This window comes from Brevundimonas sp. (genome assembly GCF_044239655.1).
Taxonomy (GTDB): Bacteria; Pseudomonadota; Alphaproteobacteria; order Caulobacterales; family Caulobacteraceae; genus Brevundimonas.
In genome coordinates this window covers 1-19,077 of sequence record NZ_JBIIAY010000008.1, presented here as the reverse complement: position 1 = coordinate 19,077, position 19,077 = coordinate 1, and the positions used below count along the sequence as shown (strand labels likewise).

At 67.6% G+C, this 19,077-nt stretch carries 14 protein-coding genes; 11 read left to right on the top strand and 3 right to left on the bottom strand.

Annotation, left to right across the window (positions count from 1 at the left end):
- Positions 1 to 15: 15 nt before the first annotated feature.
- The 4 genes from gltB (at position 16) to ACILQR_RS02220 (ending at position 10,454) form a co-directional block, all read left to right on the top strand.
- Positions 16 to 4,548 carry a glutamate synthase large subunit gene (gene gltB, locus ACILQR_RS02235; protein WP_395649914.1) on the top strand — a complete coding sequence of 1,511 codons (4,533 nt, stop codon included), beginning with the start codon at positions 16 to 18 and terminating at the stop codon, positions 4,546 to 4,548.
- Positions 4,549 to 4,591: 43 nt separating this feature from the next.
- Entirely contained in the window at positions 4,592 to 5,911 is a 1,320-nt protein-coding gene (locus ACILQR_RS02230; protein WP_395649890.1) for an ammonium transporter, read from the top strand.
- A gap of 78 nt (positions 5,912 to 5,989) precedes the next feature.
- On the top strand, positions 5,990 to 6,871 hold the full coding sequence (locus ACILQR_RS02225) for an ABC transporter ATP-binding protein (RefSeq protein WP_395649889.1): 882 nt from the start codon (positions 5,990 to 5,992) through the stop codon (positions 6,869 to 6,871).
- 4 nt (positions 6,872 to 6,875) lie between these two features.
- Positions 6,876 to 10,454, top strand: a complete 3,579-nt coding sequence (locus ACILQR_RS02220; RefSeq protein WP_395649888.1) for a M1 family aminopeptidase — start codon at positions 6,876 to 6,878, stop codon at positions 10,452 to 10,454.
- A gap of 18 nt (positions 10,455 to 10,472) precedes the next feature.
- Here ACILQR_RS02220 and gcvA read toward each other — a convergent pair whose 3' ends face one another.
- Positions 10,473 to 11,402 carry a transcriptional regulator GcvA gene (gcvA, locus tag ACILQR_RS02215; RefSeq protein ID WP_395649887.1) on the bottom strand — a complete coding sequence of 310 codons (930 nt, stop codon included), beginning with the start codon at positions 11,400 to 11,402 and terminating at the stop codon, positions 10,473 to 10,475.
- A 124-nt stretch (positions 11,403 to 11,526) separates the two neighbouring features.
- Here gcvA and cysG point away from each other — a divergent pair, with 124 nt between their 5' ends.
- The 7 genes from cysG (at position 11,527) to ACILQR_RS02180 (ending at position 17,917) form a co-directional block, all read left to right on the top strand.
- Positions 11,527 to 12,927 carry a siroheme synthase CysG gene (cysG, locus tag ACILQR_RS02210; protein WP_395649886.1) on the top strand — a complete coding sequence of 467 codons (1,401 nt, stop codon included), beginning with the start codon at positions 11,527 to 11,529 and terminating at the stop codon, positions 12,925 to 12,927.
- On the top strand, positions 12,924 to 13,202 hold the full coding sequence (locus ACILQR_RS02205; protein WP_395649885.1) for a DUF2849 domain-containing protein: 279 nt from the start codon (positions 12,924 to 12,926) through the stop codon (positions 13,200 to 13,202). The genes cysG and ACILQR_RS02205 overlap by 4 nt, the downstream gene beginning before the upstream one ends.
- The gene (locus ACILQR_RS02200; protein WP_395649884.1) at positions 13,202 to 14,884 is read left to right on the top strand and encodes a nitrite/sulfite reductase; all 1,683 of its coding nucleotides are present in this window, start codon (positions 13,202 to 13,204) and stop codon (positions 14,882 to 14,884) included. The genes ACILQR_RS02205 and ACILQR_RS02200 overlap by 1 nt, the downstream gene beginning before the upstream one ends.
- A complete protein-coding gene (locus ACILQR_RS02195; protein WP_395649883.1) occupies positions 14,871 to 15,995 on the top strand; it encodes a phosphoadenylyl-sulfate reductase in 1,125 nt (374 codons plus the stop codon). The genes ACILQR_RS02200 and ACILQR_RS02195 overlap by 14 nt, the downstream gene beginning before the upstream one ends.
- A gap of 26 nt (positions 15,996 to 16,021) precedes the next feature.
- Complete coding sequence (locus tag ACILQR_RS02190) at positions 16,022 to 17,044, top strand: cysteine synthase A (protein ID WP_395649882.1); 1,023 nt, start codon at positions 16,022 to 16,024, stop codon at positions 17,042 to 17,044.
- Between the two features lie 121 nt (positions 17,045 to 17,165).
- Positions 17,166 to 17,585 carry an Hsp20 family protein gene (locus ACILQR_RS02185; RefSeq protein WP_395649881.1) on the top strand — a complete coding sequence of 140 codons (420 nt, stop codon included), beginning with the start codon at positions 17,166 to 17,168 and terminating at the stop codon, positions 17,583 to 17,585.
- A 74-nt stretch (positions 17,586 to 17,659) separates the two neighbouring features.
- Positions 17,660 to 17,917 (top strand): DUF1150 domain-containing protein, encoded by a 258-nt coding sequence (locus ACILQR_RS02180; RefSeq protein ID WP_271146665.1) that lies wholly within the window; start codon positions 17,660 to 17,662, stop codon positions 17,915 to 17,917.
- A gap of 36 nt (positions 17,918 to 17,953) precedes the next feature.
- Here the strand turns inward: ACILQR_RS02180 and ACILQR_RS02175 are convergent, their stop codons facing one another.
- Together ACILQR_RS02175 and ACILQR_RS02170 are read right to left on the bottom strand one after the other, a co-directional pair.
- A complete protein-coding gene (locus ACILQR_RS02175; protein ID WP_395649880.1) occupies positions 17,954 to 18,418 on the bottom strand; it encodes a PTS sugar transporter subunit IIA in 465 nt (154 codons plus the stop codon).
- A gap of 89 nt (positions 18,419 to 18,507) precedes the next feature.
- Positions 18,508 to 19,077: HPF/RaiA family ribosome-associated protein (locus tag ACILQR_RS02170; RefSeq protein WP_395649879.1), on the bottom strand; the 570-nt coding region annotated here is incomplete at its 5' end.

Below are 19,077 nucleotides of genomic sequence, written 5' to 3'. Positions count from 1 at the left end.
TTGGAAGTGACTGAGATGACCTGGCTGAACCAATACGAAACCGACCGCCAACGCCTGATCGACGCCGGTGCCTATGAGCCCTCGTCGGAGAAGGACGCCTGTGGCGTGGGCATGGTCGCCGCCATCGACGGCAAGCCGCGCCGCGAAGTCGTCGTCCACGCCATCCAGTCGCTGAAGAACGTCGCCCACCGTGGCGCGGTCGATCCCGACGGCCTGTCCGGCGACGGCGCAGGGCTGATGGTGGAGGCTCCGCAAGCCTTCTTCGCCGAACAGGTCCGGGTGATCGGCCAGACCGTCCGTCCCGGCCCCATCGCCATCGGCCAGATCTTCCTGCCGCGCACCGACCTGGGGGCCCAGGACCGCGCCCGCGCCATCGTCGAGACCGAGGTGCTGCGCGCCGGATTCTACATCTATGGCTGGCGCCAGACGCCGATCGACCTGTCGGTCGTGGGCTCCAAGGCCGATGCCACCCGGCCCGAGATCGAGCAGATCATGCTGGCCGCCCCCGCCGACCTGGCCGACCCCGATCAGTCCGAGGCGCTCGAGCGTGAACTCTATCTGTGCCGGCGCCGGATCGAAAAGGCCGCGACCGCCGAGAGCATCCCCGGCTTCTACATCTGCTCCCTGTCGGCCCGGTCGCTGATCTACAAGGGGATGGTCCGCGCCGAACTGCTGGATCAGCTCTATCCCGACCTGCTGGATCCGACGTTCGAGGCCGCCTACGCGATCTTCCACCAGCGGTATTCGACCAACACCTTCCCCGAATGGCGGCTGGCCCAGCCGTTCCGGATGCTGGCCCACAACGGCGAGATCAACACGCTGAAGGGCAACCTGAACTGGATGCGGTCGCACGAGATCCGCATGACGGCCCAGGCGTTCGGAGAGCATGACGGCGACGTCAAGCCGGTGGTCCAGGCGGGCGGCTCAGATTCCGCCGCCCTCGACAATGTGTTCGAGGTTCTGGTCCGGGCGGGTCGTCCCGCCCCGATGGCCAAGGCTCTATTGATTCCCGAGGCCTGGGCCCGCGACGAAGGCATGATGAAGGGCGAGCACCGCGCCCTCTATGCCTATTGCAACGCGGTGATGGAGCCGTGGGACGGCCCCGCCGCCATCTGCGCCACCGACGGCCGCTATGTCGTCTGCGGCAAGGATCGCAACGGCCTGCGTCCCCTGCGCGCCATGGTCACCCACGACGGCCTGCTGCTGGCCGGCTCCGAAGCCGGTCTCGCCGGCCTGCCCGAGAGCCGGATCGCCTATCGCCTGCCGATCGGTCCCGGCCGGATGATCGTCGCCGATCTGCAGAAGGGCGTGATCCTGAACGAGGCCGAGGCGATCGACGCCCTGGCCGCCGCCCATCCGTACCAGGACTGGCTCGACAACATGGTCGATCTGGAACCCCTGATCGGCCCCGGGCCGGAGCCGCGCGCCGCCACCGGCGAGGCCCTGACCCGTCGCCAGATCGCCGCCGGATACAGCCGCGAAGACCTCGACATGTTGCTGGACCCGATGATCCGGGACGGCAAGGAGGCGGTCGGCTCGATGGGTGACGACACGCCACCTGCGGTGCTGTCGGACCTGCCGCGCCCGCTCGCCCACTATTTCCGCCAGAACTTCTCGCAGGTCACCAACCCGCCGATCGATCCCCTGCGCGAAGCCGGGGCGATGAGCCTGAAGACCCGGTTCAAGAACCTGGGTAACATCCTGGCCGAGGAAGAGGCCCAGACGAACGTCTTCGTCCTGGACAGCCCCATCCTGACCACCGGCATGTACGAGCGGATGCTGGGCGTCGTCGGCGCCGGTTCGACCGTGACGCTGGACTGTTCGTATCCGCTTCCTGCCGAGGGTGATCGCCCCGGTGCCGGCTTGCGCGCGGCCATCGACCGCATCCAGCTGGAGGCCGAGACTGCCGTCCGCAACGGTTCGGGCCTTGTCGTCCTGACCGACGAGCGCGCGTCCGAAGATCGCATCACCATCCCGATGATCATCGCCACCTCGGCGGTGCATCTGCGCCTGACGGACAAGGGCCTGCGCAGCTTCGTCTCGATCGTGGTGCGCTCGTCCGAGGCGCTGGAACCGCATGGCATCGCCGTCCTGGTCGGGGTCGGTGCCACGGCCATCAACCCCTGGCTGGCCCAGGAGATGTTCCAGGAACGTCTGGATCGCGGGGCCTATCCGGGCCTCAGCCTTCGCGACGCCTGTTTGAACTACAAGGCCGGTCTCGAGGCCGGTCTGATGAAGACCCTCGCCCGCAAGGGGATCAGCATCATCTCCGCCTATCGCGGCGGCTGCGAGTTCGAGGTGCTGGGCCTGTCCCGCGCCCTGACGGCCGAATTCTTCCCGGGCGCGCCCTCGCGCATCTCCGGCATCGGCCTGGCCGGTCTGGAGCAGCAGGCGATGCGTCGCCATGCGGCCGCCTGGACCGAGGCTACCCCCTCCCCCGCCATCGGCGGCTTCTTCCGCATCCGCGCGGGCCAGGAGAGCCACGCCCACGACGCGAAGACGATCCACCTGCTGCAGGACGCCTGCAACCGCGGCGACTACAAGCGGTTCAAGCAGTATTCCGAGGCCGTGCGGGCCCAACCCGACAACGCCCCGCGCGACCTGCTCGACTGGCGCGAGAACCTGTCACCGGTGCCCGTCTATGAGGTCGAGAGCGTCTCGGAAATCAGGAAGCGTTTCCTGACCCCGGGGATGTCGCTGGGTGCCCTGTCGCCAGAGGCCCATGGTGTGCTGAACGTCGCCATGAACCGTATCGGGGCCCGTTCGGTCTCGGGCGAGGGCGGCGAGGATCCGGACCGCTACGCCACCCGGGCGGACGGCGACAACATGAACTCGGCGGTCAAGCAGATCGCCTCGGGCCGGTTCGGCGTCACCGCGGAATATCTGAACCAGTGCCGCGAGATCGAGATCAAGATCGCGCAAGGGGCCAAGCCCGGCGAAGGCGGCCAGTTGCCTGGCTTCAAGGTCACCGAATTCATCGCCCGGATGCGGCACTCGACCGTCGGCACGACCCTGATCTCGCCACCGCCGCACCACGACATCTATTCGATCGAGGATCTGGCCCAGCTCATCTACGACCTGAAGTCGATCAACCCGGACGCCCGGGTGACGGTCAAGCTGGTCAGCGCATCCGGCATCGGGGCCATCGCGTCCGGCGTGGCCAAGGCCAAGGCCGACGCCATCCTGATCGCCGGCCACAACGGCGGTACCGGCGCCTCGCCCCAGTCGTCGATCAAGCACGCCGGCCTGCCGTGGGAAATCGGCCTGGCCGAGACCCATCAGGTGCTCAGCCTCAACAACCTGCGCAGCCACGTCGTGGTCCGCGCCGACGGCGGGATGCGCACCGGCCGCGACATCGTCATCGCCGCCATCCTGGGCGCCGAGGAGTTCAACATCGGCACAGCCAGCCTGATCGCCATGGGCTGTCTGATGGTGCGCCAGTGCCACTCCAACACCTGCCCCGTCGGCGTCTGTTCGCAGGACCCGCGCCTGCGCGAGAAGTTCACAGGCACGGCGGACAAGGTCGTCAACCTGTTCAGCTTCATCGCCGAGGAAGTTCGCGAATATCTGGCCATGCTGGGCGCGCGGACCCTGGACGAGATCGTCGGCCGCACCGACCTGCTGCGCCAGGTCCGGCGCGGCGGGTCGCACCTCGACGACCTCGACCTCAACCCCCTGCTGGTTCGTGTCGAGGCCCCCGAGAAGAAGGCCTGGGCCGCCAAGGGCCGCGCCGAGATCCCGGAAACCCTGGACGCCCGCGTCCTCGACGACGCCTGGGCCTTCCTCGACCGGGGCCAGACCTCGGAACTCAGCTACTCGATCTCGAACGTCATGCGCACCATCGGCGCGGGCGTCTCCTCGGCCATCGTGCGCCGCTGGGGCCCGACCGGCCCGACCGGGGTTCTGACGCTGAAGCTGTCAGGTTCGGCCGGCCAGTCCTTCGGCGCCTTCGCCGCCAAGGGGCTCAAGCTCGAACTGACCGGCGAGGCCAACGACTATGTCGGCAAGGGCCTGTCCGGCGCCGACATCGTCGTCAAGCCGATCGAATGGCGCGAGCACCAGCCCGCGATCGGCAACACCACCCTGTACGGCGCCACCTCCGGCCGACTGTTCGTGGCCGGTTCGGCGGGCGAGCGGTTCGCGGTGCGCAACTCCGGTGCCCAGGCGGTGGTCGAGGGTCTCGGTGCCCACGGCTGCGAATACATGACCGGCGGCTGTGTCGTGGTGCTGGGGCCCGTGGGATGGAACCTGGCGGCCGGGATGTCGGGCGGCGAACTGTTCGTTCTGGACGACGGCGGGGCCCGGACGAGCCTGGCGCTGAACGGCGACCTGGCCTCCTTTGCCCGGGTCACGCCCGAGGCCGCCGATCGCCTGCACGCCCTGATCCTGGCCCACGACAAGGCCACGGGCTCGCCGCTCGCGCGCCGGCTCCTGGTCAGCTGGTCCGACAGCGTCGCCCGTTTCGTCCGCATCGTCCCGACCCCGGTCGCCCAGGCCGAGGCCGCGGCGCAGGGGGGGCTTGCGGAAACCTTGGCCGTACCCGCATGATCCGGGTTCCACCCTTGTTTTCGCTCCCCCTGAAAGCACGACGATGAACCCACGCCTGCTCGCGCGCGCCGCCCCGCTGACCCTTGCCCTGACGGCGCTCGGAGGCGCGGCGTCGGCGCAGCCGGCGCTTCTGGCCCATCAGGCACCGCTGGTCATCGACAATGCGGCGACGGGCTGGATCCTGACCTCGACGGCGCTCGTCCTGCTGATGACCCTGCCCGGTCTGGCGCTGTTCTACGGCGGCATGGTGCGCAAGAAGAACATCATCGCCACCATCGCCCATTCGACCATCGCCCTGATCATCGTCACGGTGCTGTGGTTCGTCGCCGGATACAGCCTGTCCTTCGGCACGGGGCCGGAGGCGACCAACCCCTTTATCGGCGGGGTCCAGGCCCTGTTCCTGGACGGGATCACCATCGACACGGCACACAGCCTGGCGCCCGGTCTGCCCGAGTTCCTGTGGGTCGCCTACCAGCTGACCTTCGCCATCATCACCCCGGCCCTGATCGCCGGGGCCTTCGCCGAACGGATGAAATTCTCGGCCAGTCTGCTCTTCTTCGGCCTGTGGCATCTGATCGTCTATGCGCCGATCTGCCATCAGGTCTGGGGCGGCGGCTATCTGGGCTCGCTCGGCGTGCTCGATTTCGCGGGCGGTGCCGTGGTCCACGTCAACGCGGGCGTCGCAGGCCTCGTCTGCGCCATCGTGCTCGGCCCCCGCTACGGCTTTGGGCGAGACAATATGGCCCCGGCCAACCTGGCCTTCACCGCCATCGGTACGGGCCTGCTGTTCGTCGGCTGGCTGGGCTTCAACGCCGGGTCCGCCTGGGCTGCCGACGGCATCGCCTCGGTCGCGGCCCTGAATACCATTCTGGCCCCGGCGGCCGCTGCGCTCGGCTGGATGGTCGTCGAGTGGATCCAGCACAAGCGCCCGACCCTGCTGGGCCTGTTGTCCGGCATCGTCGCCGGCCTCGTCGCCATCACCCCCGCCGCCGGACTGGTCGATCCCAAGGGGGCCTTCATCATCGGCCTCATCGGCGGACCGGTCTGCTATCTCGGGGCCACCTGGCTGAAGCACACGCTGAAATACGACGACAGCCTCGACGCCTGGGGTATTCACGGGGTCGGCGGCATCGTCGGGGCCCTGCTGACCGGGGTGTTCGCCAATGCCGCCATCAACGGCGTCGCCGACGGAGCCACGATCGTGAAACAGGCCATCGGCCTTGTCGCCGTCATCGCCTGGAGCGCCATCGGCACCTTCGTGGTCCTCATGATCTGCAAGTTCACGACCGGCCTGCGCGTCACCAAGGAGAGCGAGATCGAAGGCCTCGACTACTCCCAGCACGGCGAGACAATGCATTCCTGAGGCGCAACCTTACCGTTCTGTAACTTGCCGCCCGCCCTTCACGGTGACAAGTATGCTTGACTAGCGAAGGGGCTCGCCATGCTGTCGATCAAGAATCTCGTCCACGTCTACGGCAACGGTACGCGGGCGCTCGACGACGTCTCGCTGGAGATCCCGACCGGGATGTTCGGCCTGCTCGGTCCGAACGGCGCGGGCAAGTCGACCCTGATGCGGTCGATCGCGACGCTCCAGACCCCGACCTCGGGATCGATCGACTTCGACGGCATCGACGTGATCAAGGAGCCCGAAAAGCTGCGGCGCACCCTCGGCTATCTGCCCCAGGATTTCGGCGTCTATCCGCGCGTCTCGGCCTACGACATGCTGGATCACATGGCGGTGCTCAAGGGCATCGCCTCGGCCAAGGATCGCAAAGAGACGGTCGAGACCCTGCTCCAGCAGACCAATCTCTGGTCCGTGCGCAAGAAGGCCCTGGCCGGATTCTCGGGCGGGATGCGCCAGCGGTTCGGCATCGCCCAGGCCCTGATCGGCAATCCGAAACTGATCATCGTCGATGAACCCACCGCCGGCCTGGACCCCGAGGAGCGCAACCGCTTCCTCAACCTGCTCGCCGAGATCGCCGACAACGTCGTCATCATCCTGTCGACCCACATCGTCGAGGACGTCGCAGACCTGTGCCCCCGCATGGCGGTGCTGGCGGGCGGCAAGATCCAGCTTCAGGGTGCCCCGATCGACCTGCTGAAATCCATGGAGGGCCGCGTCTGGAAGAAGACCATCGACAAGGCCGATCTCGACGAGGCCAAGGCAAAATACGAGGTCATCTCCACCCGCCTGTTCGCCGGCCGCACCGTGATCCACGTCCTGTCCGACCGTCGTCCGGGCGAGGGCTTCGAGCCGGTCTCGGGCGGGCTGGAGGACGTCTATTTCTCGACCCTGAGCGCCTCGCGCAAAGTCGCGGCGTAAGACGATGTTCCTCCAGGTCGCCGCCTTCGAATTCCGCTACCAGCTGCGCCAGCCGGCCTTCTGGGTCATCGCCATCCTGTTCGCCCTGCTGGGCTTCGGCATCGTCGCTGCGCCCGGCAATGTGTCGCTCGGGTCGGGCGGCAATGTGCTCAAGAACTCGCCGTTCAGTCTGGCGATCATGAACCTGACGATGTCGACCTTCTTCATGCTGGCGACCACCGCCATCGTGGCCAATGTCGTGGTGCGCGACGTCCAGTCGGGCTTCGGCCCCATGATCCAGTCCAGCCGGCTGTCGAAATTCGACTATCTCTATGGCCGGTTTGCGGGGGCCTTCGCCGCCGTCGCCCTGTGCTTTCTCGCGCCCTCGATCGGCGTGCTGGCCGGAACCCTCGCACCCTGGGTCGACCGCGAGACCATCGGGGCCTTCAGGCCTTTTGACTACATCTACGCCTATCTGTTCCTGGGCCTGCCCGGCGTCTTTCTGACCTCGGCGCTGTTCTTCGCCCTGGCCACTGTAACGCGCTCGATGATGGCGACCTATGTCGGCGTCGTCGCGGTCTTCATCGTCTATCTGGCCGCGACCGGCGTGCTGGGCTCCAAGCCCGAATTCGAGACCGCCCTGGCCTGGGCCGAGCCCTTCGGTGCCGGCGCCTATTCCCTGGCCACCAAATACTGGACGGCGGCCGAGCGGAACGGCGTCAACGCCCCCCTCGTCGGTGTCCTGCTGTGGAACCGGGTGATCTTCACCGCCGTGGGGCTAGGCGTCCTCGCAGCCGCATGGGCGCTCTATCGCCCATCCGTGCGCGGGGCCAAGGCGTCGAAGATCGACAAGCTGCGCGTCATGGAGGCCAAGGCACCCGTCGTCTCGCCGACCTCCGGGCCCCTGCCCGCGCCGGTCTATGGCCTGAAGAGCGCCTGGGCCCAGCTGAGCTCGCGCACCGCCTTCGAAATGGCCCTGGTATTCAAGAGCCCGGCCTTCGCCGTCCTGATCGTTCTGGGCTTCGCGTTCGCCGTGACCACGCTTCTGTTCACCGGCGAGATCTACGGCGCGCCCACCCTGCTGGTCACCCGGATCGTGATCCAGGGGTTGCAAGGTGCGTTCGGCCTGATCGCGATCATCGTCTCGATCTACTACGCCGGGGAGCTCGTCTGGCGCGACCGCGAGCGCAAGGTCCACGAGATCGTGGACGCCTCGTCCACCCCCGACTGGACCTTCCTGCTGCCCAAGACCCTGGCGCTCGTGCTGGTTCTGGTCTCGATCCTGATCGCGGGGGTGATCGCCGGTGTCTCCGTCCAGCTGTTCAAGGGCTACACCGACCTCGAGCTCGGCAAATACCTGTTGTGGTACGTCCTGCCCGAGGCGCTCAGCTATGCGACCCTGGCGGTGCTGGCGATTTTCATCCAGTCCCTGTCGCCCAACAAGTTCGTCGGCTGGGCCATCATGGTGGTCTATCTGATCTCGACCATCGTGGCCCGCAGCCTGGGCTTCGACCATGTGCTGTACCGCTACGGCGCGGGTATCAGCGTCCCCCTGTCGGACATGAACGGCCTGGGCGATTTCCGCAGCTTCGCCAATGTCACCGACGCATACTGGACCGCCGGGGCCGTGATCCTGCTGGTCATCGCCTATGGCCTGTGGCGACGCGGGGTCGAGACCCGGCTCATGCCCCGCCTGAAGCGTTTCCCTGCCCGGCTGAAGGGCCCCGCCGGTGTCGTCGGCGGCGTCGCACTGGCAGCCTTCATCGGGCTCGGTGCCTTCATCTTCGTCAACACCAATGTCTGGAACGAGTATCGCAGCCAGGACGCTCAGGAGAAGCAACAGGCCGACTACGAAAAGGCCCTGCTCCGGTTCGAGACGACGCCCCAGCCGTCGATCGTCGATGTCAAGCTGGCCCTCGACCTTCATCCCCGCGCCCCGCGGCTGGAGACGCGCGGGACCTATGTGATCGAGAACCGCACCGGCGCGCCGCTGTCGGAAATGCACATGCGCTGGAACGATGACCTGGAAATCAGGGCCATGACTGTCCAGGGCGCGCGCATGGTCCGCGAATGGCCCGAGTTCGCCTATCGCATCTACCGCTTCTCGACGCCGATGGCGCCGGGCGAGCGTCGCACCGTCGCGTTTGACACTGTGCTGGAACAGCGCGGCTTCAAGGTCAGCGGCAACACCACGCGTTTGGCCGACAACGGGACCTTCGTCTCCAACGCCGAGTTCGCGCCTCTGATCGGCATGGACCGGTCGCAGGGCCTGCTCCAGGACCGGGCCAAGCGCCGCAAATACGGCCTGCCCGCCGAACTGCGCCCCGCCAAGCTCGAAGACCTGTCGGCGACGGGTCGCAACTATATCGGTGCCGACTGGGTCACCGCCGACGTCACCGTCACCACCGACGCCGACCAGACCCCGCTGGCCCCGGGGTATCAGCGCTCCGACGTGACCCGCGACGGCCGCCGCACCGTCCGTTTCGTGACCGAGGCACCCGTGCTGTATTTCCTGTCGGTGCAATCCGCCCGCTACGAGATCGCGCGCCAGATGCACAACGGCGTCGAGATGGTCGTCTATCACGCCCCCGGCCACGACCGGAATGTGCCGCGGATGATGCAGGCGCTGCGCACCAGCCTGGATTATTTCCAGGCCAATTTCTCGCCGTATCAGTTCCGCCAGGCCCGGATCAGCGAGTTCCCCTACGGGTCCTTCGCCCAGTCGATGCCCAACACCTTTGCCTGGTCCGAGAACCTGGGCTTCATCACCGACCTCAGCGATCCGACCAAGATCGACTACGTCACCTACATCGGCGCGCACGAGTTCGCGCACCAATGGTGGGCGCACCAGATCGTCGGTGCCGACATGCAGGGCATGACCCTGCTCTCGGAAACCTTGGCCCAGTATTCGGCCATGATGGTGATGGAAAAGACCTATGGCCCCGACAAGATCCGCCGCTTCCTGAAGTTCGAACTGGACAACTACCTCCGTTCGCGCGGCACCGAGATCATCGAGGAACTGCCGCTCCAGCGGGTCGAGAACCAGCAGTATATCCACTACCGCAAGGGCGCGATGGTCATGTACTTGCTGCGTGACCAGATCGGCGAGGCGGCGGTCAACCGGGCCCTGCACAACCTGGTCACCCGCTACGCCTTCAAGGGCGCCCCCTATGCCCGCTCGACCGACCTGATCGCTGCGCTCCGGGCCGAGGCACCCGCCGACAAACAGGCCCTGATCACCGACCTGTTCGAGAAGATCACCCTGTATGACGTCAAGACCACCGCAACGGCGGTCCGTCAGCGCGCGGACGGCAAGTGGGAGACCACGATCACGGTCGATGCCCGCAAACTGTACGCCGACGGCAAGGGGGTGGAGACCCCGGCACCGCTGAACGAGACCTTCGACATCGGGGTGTTCTCGGCCGAGCCGGGCAAGGGGGCCTTCGACCGCACCAACGTCTTGGCCTTCGAGCGCCGTCCCCTGCGGTCGGGCGTCCAGACCTTCCGCCTGGTCACCGCCACCCGTCCGACCTGGGCCGGCGTCGATCCCTACAACAAATGGATCGACCGCAACTCCGACGACAATCTGAAGAAAGTGGGTTGATCACCCACCCCGTCCCTTTCAGAGCTGCCCCATCTGATTGTCGTGATGCACGGCCTGGGCCTTCAGCCAGGCCACGAAGGCCGTGGCGCTGGGCGAGGGCGGGCGGTCGCGCGGCAGGACGACGTGGTAGGCGAAACCCACCGCCTCGCTGCCGTCCGGGAAGGGCGCGACCAGACGGCCTGAGGCGAGGTCGGCCTGGGCCAGGGTGCGTTTGGCCAGGGCCACGCCGCGTCCCGCCGCCGCCGCCTCGATCAGCATCGACGACTGGTTGAACCGCGAGCCCTTCCTCGGATCCGAATGTTTGACCCGCCGCGCCTTCAGCCACATGGCCCAGTCGGGGCGCGAGGGATCGCCGTCGTTGGACATGTCGTGAAGCAAGGTATGGCCGGCCAGGTCGGCGGGAGTGCGGATCGGCTTGTCGCCGGCCATCAGCGACGGGGCGATCACCGGCAACACCGTCTCGGTCATCAGCCGCTCGACCACATGACCCGGATAGTCGCCGGGGCCGTAACGCACGGCCAGATCCGCCCCGCCCTCGCCCAGCACGGCGGGCTCCAGATCGGCCGAGATCCAGACCTCGATCTCCGGATGGGCCGCGTGGAAGTCGTCCATGCGCGGCATTAGCCATTTGGCGGCGAAGGACGGCGTGACGCTAATCGAGACCTGCTTCTTCTTGGGCGGTTCGCGCAGCAGGGACGAGGCGTCCATCAGCCGCTCGAACCCCTCGCGCAGCAGGGGGACCGCGCCCCGGCCGAGGTCGGTCAGTTGCAGACCCTTGGCTTCGCGCTTGAACAGGGGGCCGCCGACGATGTCCTCGAGCAAGCGAATCTGCTGGCTGACGGCGCCGGGAGTCACCGACAGTTCGTCGGCCGCCCGTGAAAAATTCAGGTTCCGCGCCGCGCTTTCGAAGGCGCGCAGGGCGTTCAGGGGGAGGAGCGGTCTGGCCATGGCGGTTAGAAATCCTATCAGGCCGACAAAGACAATCTGATTTGTGCGACGCACCCCGCAGGCGGAGTGTGATCGCACGACCCACGGCAGGCTAGCCCCTCCGATCGAGGCCGGCGGAGCTGTCATGAGAGTCTTTCTAGCATCCATTCCCATGGACGGCGCTCGCGTCGTCATCGTCGGCGACGGCGAGCCCGCGCTGGCCAAGCTGCGGCTGTTCCAGAAGACGCCCGCCGAACTGGTCTGGTTCGCGCCCGATGGAGCCCCGACCGGACCCGGTGCAGCGCAAGGCGGCACGGTGGCGATCGAACGCCTGCCGGTCGCCGCCGATCTGGCCGGGGCACGGCTGGTCTTCATCGCTGTCGAGGACACCGAGGTCGCGACCGATCTGGCCGCCCTGGCCCGCGCGGCTGGAGCCCAGGTCAATGTGGTCGACAGGCCTGCGCTCAGTGACTTCCACACCCCTGCCCTGATCGACCGCGACGAGGTGGTGATCGGCATCGCCACGGGCGGCTCGGCCCCCATCCTGGCGCGCGACATCCGCAGCCGGATCGAGGCGGTCCTGCCCGCCGGTCTGACCCAGGTGGCGAAGCTGGCGCGGGATCTGCGCGACACCGTGATCGCCAGCGTCCCCGATTTCATGGCCCGCCGCCGGTTCTGGGAGAAGGCCTTCCGGGGCCCGGCCGCCGACCTGGCCGCCGCCGGTCGCACCGCCGAGGCGCGGCGCGAGATGATGCGGCTTCTCAATGCTGCCAGCGAGATCACGACCGGACCGGATCAGGGCGTGGTCCACATCGTCGGGGCCGGACCCGGCGATCCCGAACTGCTGACGCTGAAGGCGCTGAGGGTGCTTCAGGACGCCGACGTCATCATCCACGACAGGCTGGTGCCGGACGCCATCCTGGACCGCGCCCGTCGCGACGCCCATCGCCTGTATGTCGGCAAGAGCCGCAGCCACCATTCGGTGCCACAGGACCAGATCGAGGCCCTGATGGTCGAAGAGGCGAGGAAGGGTCAGCGCGTCGTCCGGCTGAAGGGCGGCGATCCGTTCGTCTTCGGTCGCGGCGGCGAGGAGCTGGAGGCCATGCGCAAGGCGGGCATACCCGTCTTCGTCGTGCCGGGCATCACGGCGGCCATCGGCTGCGCCGCCTCGGCCGGCATTCCCCTGACCCACCGCGACATGGCCCAGTCGGTGACCTTCGTCACGGCCCAGGAAAAGCCCGGCGGGATCGCACCGGACTGGTCGCGGCTGGCCGGACCGAACCAGACCCTGGCCGTCTATATGGGTGTCGGTCGCGCGGCCGAGACCGCCGCCAATCTGATCGCAGCGGGTCGCGATCCGGCCACCCCCGTGGCGGTGGTCGAGAACGGCAGCCGCCCCGACGAACGGGTGATCACGGGCACTCTTGCCGATCTCGGTGGGCTGGTGGCGCGCGCGCACCTGACCGGCCCGGCCCTGCTCTATGTCGGCGAATGCGCGGCGTTCAGCGCGGCTCAGTTGGACGTTCGGGCGGAGCTGGTCGCATGAAGATCGTCACCGCCAACCGGCTGTCCGACGGCCGGGTCATCTATCTGGGTGAGGCCTCCGCCGTGGTCGAGGACCTGGCCTCGGCCGCCCTGTTCGAGGGCGATGCCGCCGATGCGGCCCTTATCGCCGCTGCGTCGCAACCTGCCACCTGGGTCAATCCCTATCTGGTCGAGGTCACGGGCCACACGCCGTCCGGGCGTGATCGGCTGAAGGAGACCATCCGCTCGGCCGGTCCGACCGTCGGCAACAGCCTGAACCACCGCGAGCCCGCCTGATGTACCGTTACGACGAGTTCGACCATGCCCTGGTCAAGGAACGGGTCGCCGAGTTCGCCGACCAGGTGGCGCGGCGCGCTTCGGGTGCCCTGACCGAGGACGAGTTCAAGCCGCTGCGGCTGATGAACGGGGTCTATCTGCAACTGCATGCCTATATGCTGCGGGTCGCGGTGCCGTACGGGGTCATGAACGGGGCCCAGATGCGGCGGCTGGCGCACATCGCCCGGACCTATGACAAGGGCTATGGTCACTTTACGACCCGGACCAACATTCAGTTCAACTGGCCGGCCCTGACCGACCTGCCGGCCATCCTGAGCGACTTGGCCGAGGTCGAGATGCACGCCATCCAGACCAGTGGCAACTGCATCAGGAACGTCACCACCGACGTCTTCGCGGGGGCCACGGCCGACGAGCTGGAGGATCCGCGTCCGTGGTGCGAGATCCTGAGGCAATGGTCGACGATCCATCCCGAGTTCAGCTTCCTGCCGCGCAAGTTCAAGATCGCGGTGATCGCATCCGAGACCGACCGCGCCGCCATCCGCACCCATGACGTCGGCTTGCAGATCGTGAAGGGCGAGGACGGGGGCACGGCCTTCCGCGTCTTCGTCGGCGGGGGTCAGGGGCGGCTGCCGCACATCGCCCAGGAGATCGCGACGGTCCCGGCCGAGGACCTGCTGGCCTATCTGACCGCCATCGTCCGGGCCTGGAATCTGGAAGGGCGGCGCGACAACATCCACAAGGCGCGGATCAAGATCCTGGTCGCGTCGCTGGGCATCGACGCCTTCCGCGAGAAGGTGGACGCGCATTTCGCGACGCTGAGACGCGAAGCCCTTGCGATCCCGCAGGACGAGGCGGATCGCATCAAGGCCTATTTCGCCCCGCCCGCGTTCGCCGACCTGCCCAGGGTCAGCGCCCCGTTCGACCGCGCCGTCCTGGCCGATCCCGACTTCGCGCGGTTCAGCAGGAACAACGTCCGGCCGCACAAGCAGGCGGGATACGCCAGCGTCATCATCTCGCTGAAGCCGTTGGACGGCGTGCCCGGCGACATCACCGACGCGCAGATGGAGGTCGTCGCCGACCTGGCGGAGCGATACGCGTTCGACGAGGTCCGGGCGGCCTATGAGCAGAACCTCGTCCTGCCCCACGTCCGGCTGGACGACACGCCCTCGCTGTGGCGCGAGCTGCTGGCAGCCGGGCTGGGCACGCCCAATGCCGACCTGGTGACCGACATCATCGCCTGCCCCGGCCTGGACTATTGCTCGCTCGCCAACGCCCGCTCGATCCCGGTCGCCCAGGCCCTGTCGAAACAGCTGGCCGACCTGGACTATCAGGAGCGGGTCGGGCCGGTGCGCATCAACATGAGCGGCTGCATCAATGCCTGTGGTCACCACCACGTCGGCCATATCGGCGTGCTGGGCGTCGATCGGAAGGGCGAGGAATACTACCAGATCACGGTCGGGGGTTCCCCCGACGAACAGGCGGCGCTGGGCGAGATCGTGGGCCGGTCCCTGCCGGCCGACGAGGTGCCCGGGGCCATCACCCGGGCCCTGGATCGCTATCTGGATATCCGCACCGACGGCGAGCGGTTCATCGACACCGTCCGCCGTACCGGGGCCGAACCGTTCCGCGAGGCCATCTATGCGCCGTTCTCGAACCCGGAGGTCGCCGATGTCGCCGCCTGAGCTGGAATTGCTTGACGGGATCCACAATGGCCCTCGACTGTCGGTGACAACGCCGCTGGACCAGGTCGAGGCGGCGGCGCGAGAGACCGATGTGCTGGTTCTGGAGTTCGAGGCGTTTCGTGACGGGCGGGGCTTTTCGCTGGGCGCGATCCTGCGCGAGCGGGGCTTCACGGGTCGGCTGATCGCCGCCGGCAAGATCCTGCCGGATCAGGCCCGACACCTGCGTCGTTCGGGCTTTGATGCGGTCGAGCTGAATCCCGGGGCGGACAGGGCGACCTGGGAGCGGATGGATCACGCCTTCGACGCCGCCTATCAGGCCGCGATCGATCCGGTCCCGACCATCTGGCAGCGCCGCGCCGCCGCCCGGAGCACGACGCCCCCTGCCCTGCCCCCAAAGCCTGACGGCGACCTGCATGCTCTGGCTGCGCGCCTGAACGAACAGGTCGCTGGACAGGATGCAGCGGCCATCCTGAAGGCTGCGCTGGACCCGGCCCTGGGGCTGAAGACCGCCGCCATTTCGTCATTCGGGGCCGAGGCGGCCGCCCTGCTGCATCTGATCTCGGACGAAAGGCCCGACCTGCCCGTCGTCTTTCTGGAAACCGGCCAGCATTTCTTCCAGACCCTGCAATACCGGTCGCAGCTGACCGCCAGCCTCGGTCTGACCGACGTGCGGCTGGTCACGCCGGATCCGCAGGAAAAGGCCGATCTCGACGCCCGCGACGACCTGTGGAAGACCGACGCCGATGCCTGCTGCGACCTGCGCAAGACCCGGCCCCTGGCCCGCGCCACGGTCGGTTTCACCGCCCTGGTGACCGGCAGGAAGCGTCATCAGGCCTCGACGCGGGCCGGGCTGAAGCCGTTCGAGGTTCTGGACGGGGTGTTGCGCGTCAATCCGCTGGCCGACTGGTCTGCAGACGACGTCGAGGATCATCTGGTCGCCCACGCCCTGCCCCGCCATCCTCTGGTCGAGCAGGGCTACCTGTCGATCGGTTGCCACACCTGCACCCGGCCGGTGCAGCAGGGCGAGGACGCACGCGCCGGTCGCTGGTCGGGGCTGGACAAGACGGAATGTGGTATCCACGTCGAACGCCGCGAACCGATCGCCGCCTGACCGACCCCTGCTTGAAGAGTACGCCCGTGACCACCGCATCCATCACCGACCTGATCGGCAACACCCCGCTGATCCGGCTGAACCGCCTGTCGGACCTGACCGGCTGCGAAATCCTGGGCAAGGCGGAGTTCATGAACCCCGGCGGCTCGATCAAGGATCGCGCCGCCCTGTCGATCGTCCAGTCGGCGCGGGCGTCGGGTGCGCTCAAGCCCGGCGGGACCATCGTCGAGGGGACGGCGGGCAATACCGGCATCGGCCTGGCCCTGGTCGGGGCGGCGCTCGGCCATCCGGTCGTGATCGTCATCCCGCGCACCCAGTCGGACGAGAAGAAGCAGGCGATCCGCTCGCTGGGGGCCCGGCTGGTCGAGGTCGACGCCGCGCCGTTTTCGAGCCCCAACCATTTCGTCCACTATTCGGGGCGGCTGGCGGGCGAGCTGAACGCGTCGGAACCCAACGGCGCGATCTGGTCCAATCAGTTCGACAACCTGGCCAATCGCGAGGCCCACTATGCCACGACCGGCCCCGAGATCTGGGCCCAGACCGACGGCAGGGTGGACGCCTTCGTCAGCGCGATCGGCTCGGGCGGGACCATCGTGGGCGTGTCGCAGTACCTGAAAGAACAGAACCCGGACATCCGGACCGCCATCGCCGACCCGGCGGGCGCGGCCATGTTCAACTGGTTTACGCAAGGGCTGATGACGTCGGAGGGATCTTCCATCACCGAGGGCATCGGGGTGGCGCGGATCACGGGCAATCTGGAAGGCTTCAAGCCCGACCATGCCTATCGGATCGAGGACGCCGAGTTCCTGCCCATCCTGTTCGACCTGGTCCAGTACGAGGGGCTGTCGCTGGGCGGATCGGCGGGGGTGAACCTGGCGGGGGCCGTGCGGCTGGCCCGCGATCTGGGGCCGGGCAAGACCATCGTGACCTGCCTGTGCGATCCAGGCTCTCGCTACGCGTCCAAGCTGTTCAACGCCGATTTCCTGCTCGGCAAGGGATTGCCCACGCCGCCCTGGACGCAAGGCGTGGCGGCGGTGGCGGCCGCCTGAGGGCTCGAAGTCCACGAGGCGGTTGCAGGTTCGTCCGCGTCCCCCATATTCAGGCCCGACGCCGATCTCGCCGCTTCAGGGGGATGGGCGTCACAGTCGCTTGACCCAAGGACTCGCCACCGTGACCACACGAACCATCCTGTTCGACAGCCCCTTTCTGCTCGGCTTCGACCAGACGAGGGCCCTGATCGACCGCGCCGCCAAGGCCGCGAACGAGTCATATCCGCCCTATAACGTCGAACAACGCGGCGAGAGCGAGGTGCGGATCACTCTGGCCGTCGCCGGCTTCACGCCCGATGACCTGACTGTGACGCTCGAAGGTCGCCAGCTGACCATCGCCGGCAAGCGCGAGCCGGTCGGCGAGGCGGACCAGGCGTTCCTGCATCGCGGCATCGCGGCACGCGGTTTCGTCCGCAGCTTCGTCCTGGCCGACGGGCTGGAGGTCGAGGGAGCCGCGCTGGAGCACGGTCTGCTGCACGTCGACATGAAGCGGCCCGACCATGTGGCGGCCGTGCGTCGCATTCCCATTCGCTCGGCCTGATCGCGACCGATCAGAGCCTTGATGCGAACCGTCCGGGGAACCGGGCGTTACCCCATCCAGAAGGAGGCGTTTCGATGCTGTCGACGCGTATGACCAAGGAAGATTTCGCCGGCCTCGGTGCCCCGGACCTCGTCTATGTGCGCGAGATCACGGCCGCCGACGTGCTCAGCGACACCCCGTTGAAGGATCTGGGCGGCTTCGACATCGATCCGGACCAGACCCTGTACGCCGTGCATGGCGCGAACGGCGAGCGGCTGGCCGTGATGATGGATCGCGAGACCGCCTTCGCCGCCGCCGTGGCCCACGAGCTGGCCCCCGTTTCGGTGCATTGATGCTGGGCTGACGGCCAGTCAGCCTTTGAGCCAGACTTAAGCTGCGGTCGCCGCCTCGTTACGCACGAAAAGGGCGTGGACCGCATCGACGGTGCGGGCGTGACGCAGCTTCTCGCGCAGTTCCGGCGAACGCAGGGCGCGCGACACCGCCGCCAGAGCCCTGAGGTGTTCGGCACCGTCGCGGGGCGGGGCGAAAAGCGCGAACAGCAGGTCCACGGGCCGGTCATCCACCGAGCCGAAGGCCACCGGCGCGTCCAGACGCACGAAGACCGCGCAGATTCGGCTCAGGCCCTCGATCCGGGCGTGTGGAATGGCGACGCCGGATCCCAGGCCGGTGGAGCCCAGGGCCTCGCGCTCCAGCAGGGCGTCCAGCACCCGGTCGGCGTCGAGGTTCAACGACTGCGCCGCCGCCTCGGCGACGACGTGCAGTGCCTGGCGCTTTGACGAAGCGCCGCTGCGCAGGACGATACCGTCCGGCGCGAGCAGGTCATCGATGTCCATGCTATCCCCGACTCAAATCCACTGACAGCCCACGATCGGCGGGCGGGCGCCGTTTAGACGCTCCGCCCGCCTTCGCATAGCCCTACGCCCTAAACGCTTGCGGAAGCGTGTCCGTTGCTCTTGGCGGCACCGTTGGACTTGATGGTCCGTTCCGGGTCGATCCAGCCGACGTTTCCGTCAGGCCGACGATAGACCACCGACAGGCCGCCGTGCGCCGCATTCCTGAAGAGCACGACCGGATAGCCGGTCATGTCTAGCTCGGCGACGGCACGACCAACGGTGATGGTGCGGATCTCGCTCTGGGTTTCGGCGATCACCATGCCGACGGGCGGCGGGCCGTCCTGGGTTCCCGCATCGCCGAAGACCTCGTCCTCGACCTCATCGGGGTTACGGAACACGATCGAATGGGCGACCTCGGCCGCAGCCATTTCGGTCTTTTCGGGGGAGAGGCCCTTGGGCCCGGCGTGGTGGTCCTTGAGCCGTCGCTTGTAGCGACGCACCCGCTTCTCGAGCTTGTCGAGACTTTCCGTGAAGGCGGAATGGGCGTCACCGCCCATGCCCGTCGTCACGAGGGTCTGCCCCGACGCCAGACGGACCCAACAGTCCACCTTGAAGCCGAAACCGTCCTTGGACACCACGACCTCGGCGTTTTCACCGCC

Bases quoted from the DNA above. Each gene is read 5' to 3' on its own strand.
- gltB (WP_395649914.1), top strand. From the start codon at position 16: ATGACCTGGCTGAACCAATACGAAACCGACCGCCAACGCCTGATCGAC.
- ACILQR_RS02230 (WP_395649890.1), top strand. From the start codon at position 4,592: ATGAACCCACGCCTGCTCGCGCGCGCCGCCCCGCTGACCCTTGCCCTG.
- ACILQR_RS02225 (WP_395649889.1), top strand. From the start codon at position 5,990: ATGCTGTCGATCAAGAATCTCGTCCACGTCTACGGCAACGGTACGCGG.
- ACILQR_RS02220 (WP_395649888.1), top strand. From the start codon at position 6,876: ATGTTCCTCCAGGTCGCCGCCTTCGAATTCCGCTACCAGCTGCGCCAG.
- gcvA (WP_395649887.1), bottom strand. From the start codon at position 11,402: ATGGCCAGACCGCTCCTCCCCCTGAACGCCCTGCGCGCCTTCGAAAGC.
- cysG (WP_395649886.1), top strand. From the start codon at position 11,527: ATGAGAGTCTTTCTAGCATCCATTCCCATGGACGGCGCTCGCGTCGTC.
- ACILQR_RS02205 (WP_395649885.1), top strand. From the start codon at position 12,924: ATGAAGATCGTCACCGCCAACCGGCTGTCCGACGGCCGGGTCATCTAT.
- ACILQR_RS02200 (WP_395649884.1), top strand. From the start codon at position 13,202: ATGTACCGTTACGACGAGTTCGACCATGCCCTGGTCAAGGAACGGGTC.
- ACILQR_RS02195 (WP_395649883.1), top strand. From the start codon at position 14,871: ATGTCGCCGCCTGAGCTGGAATTGCTTGACGGGATCCACAATGGCCCT.
- ACILQR_RS02180 (WP_271146665.1), top strand. From the start codon at position 17,660: ATGCTGTCGACGCGTATGACCAAGGAAGATTTCGCCGGCCTCGGTGCC.
- ACILQR_RS02175 (WP_395649880.1), bottom strand. From the start codon at position 18,418: ATGGACATCGATGACCTGCTCGCGCCGGACGGTATCGTCCTGCGCAGC.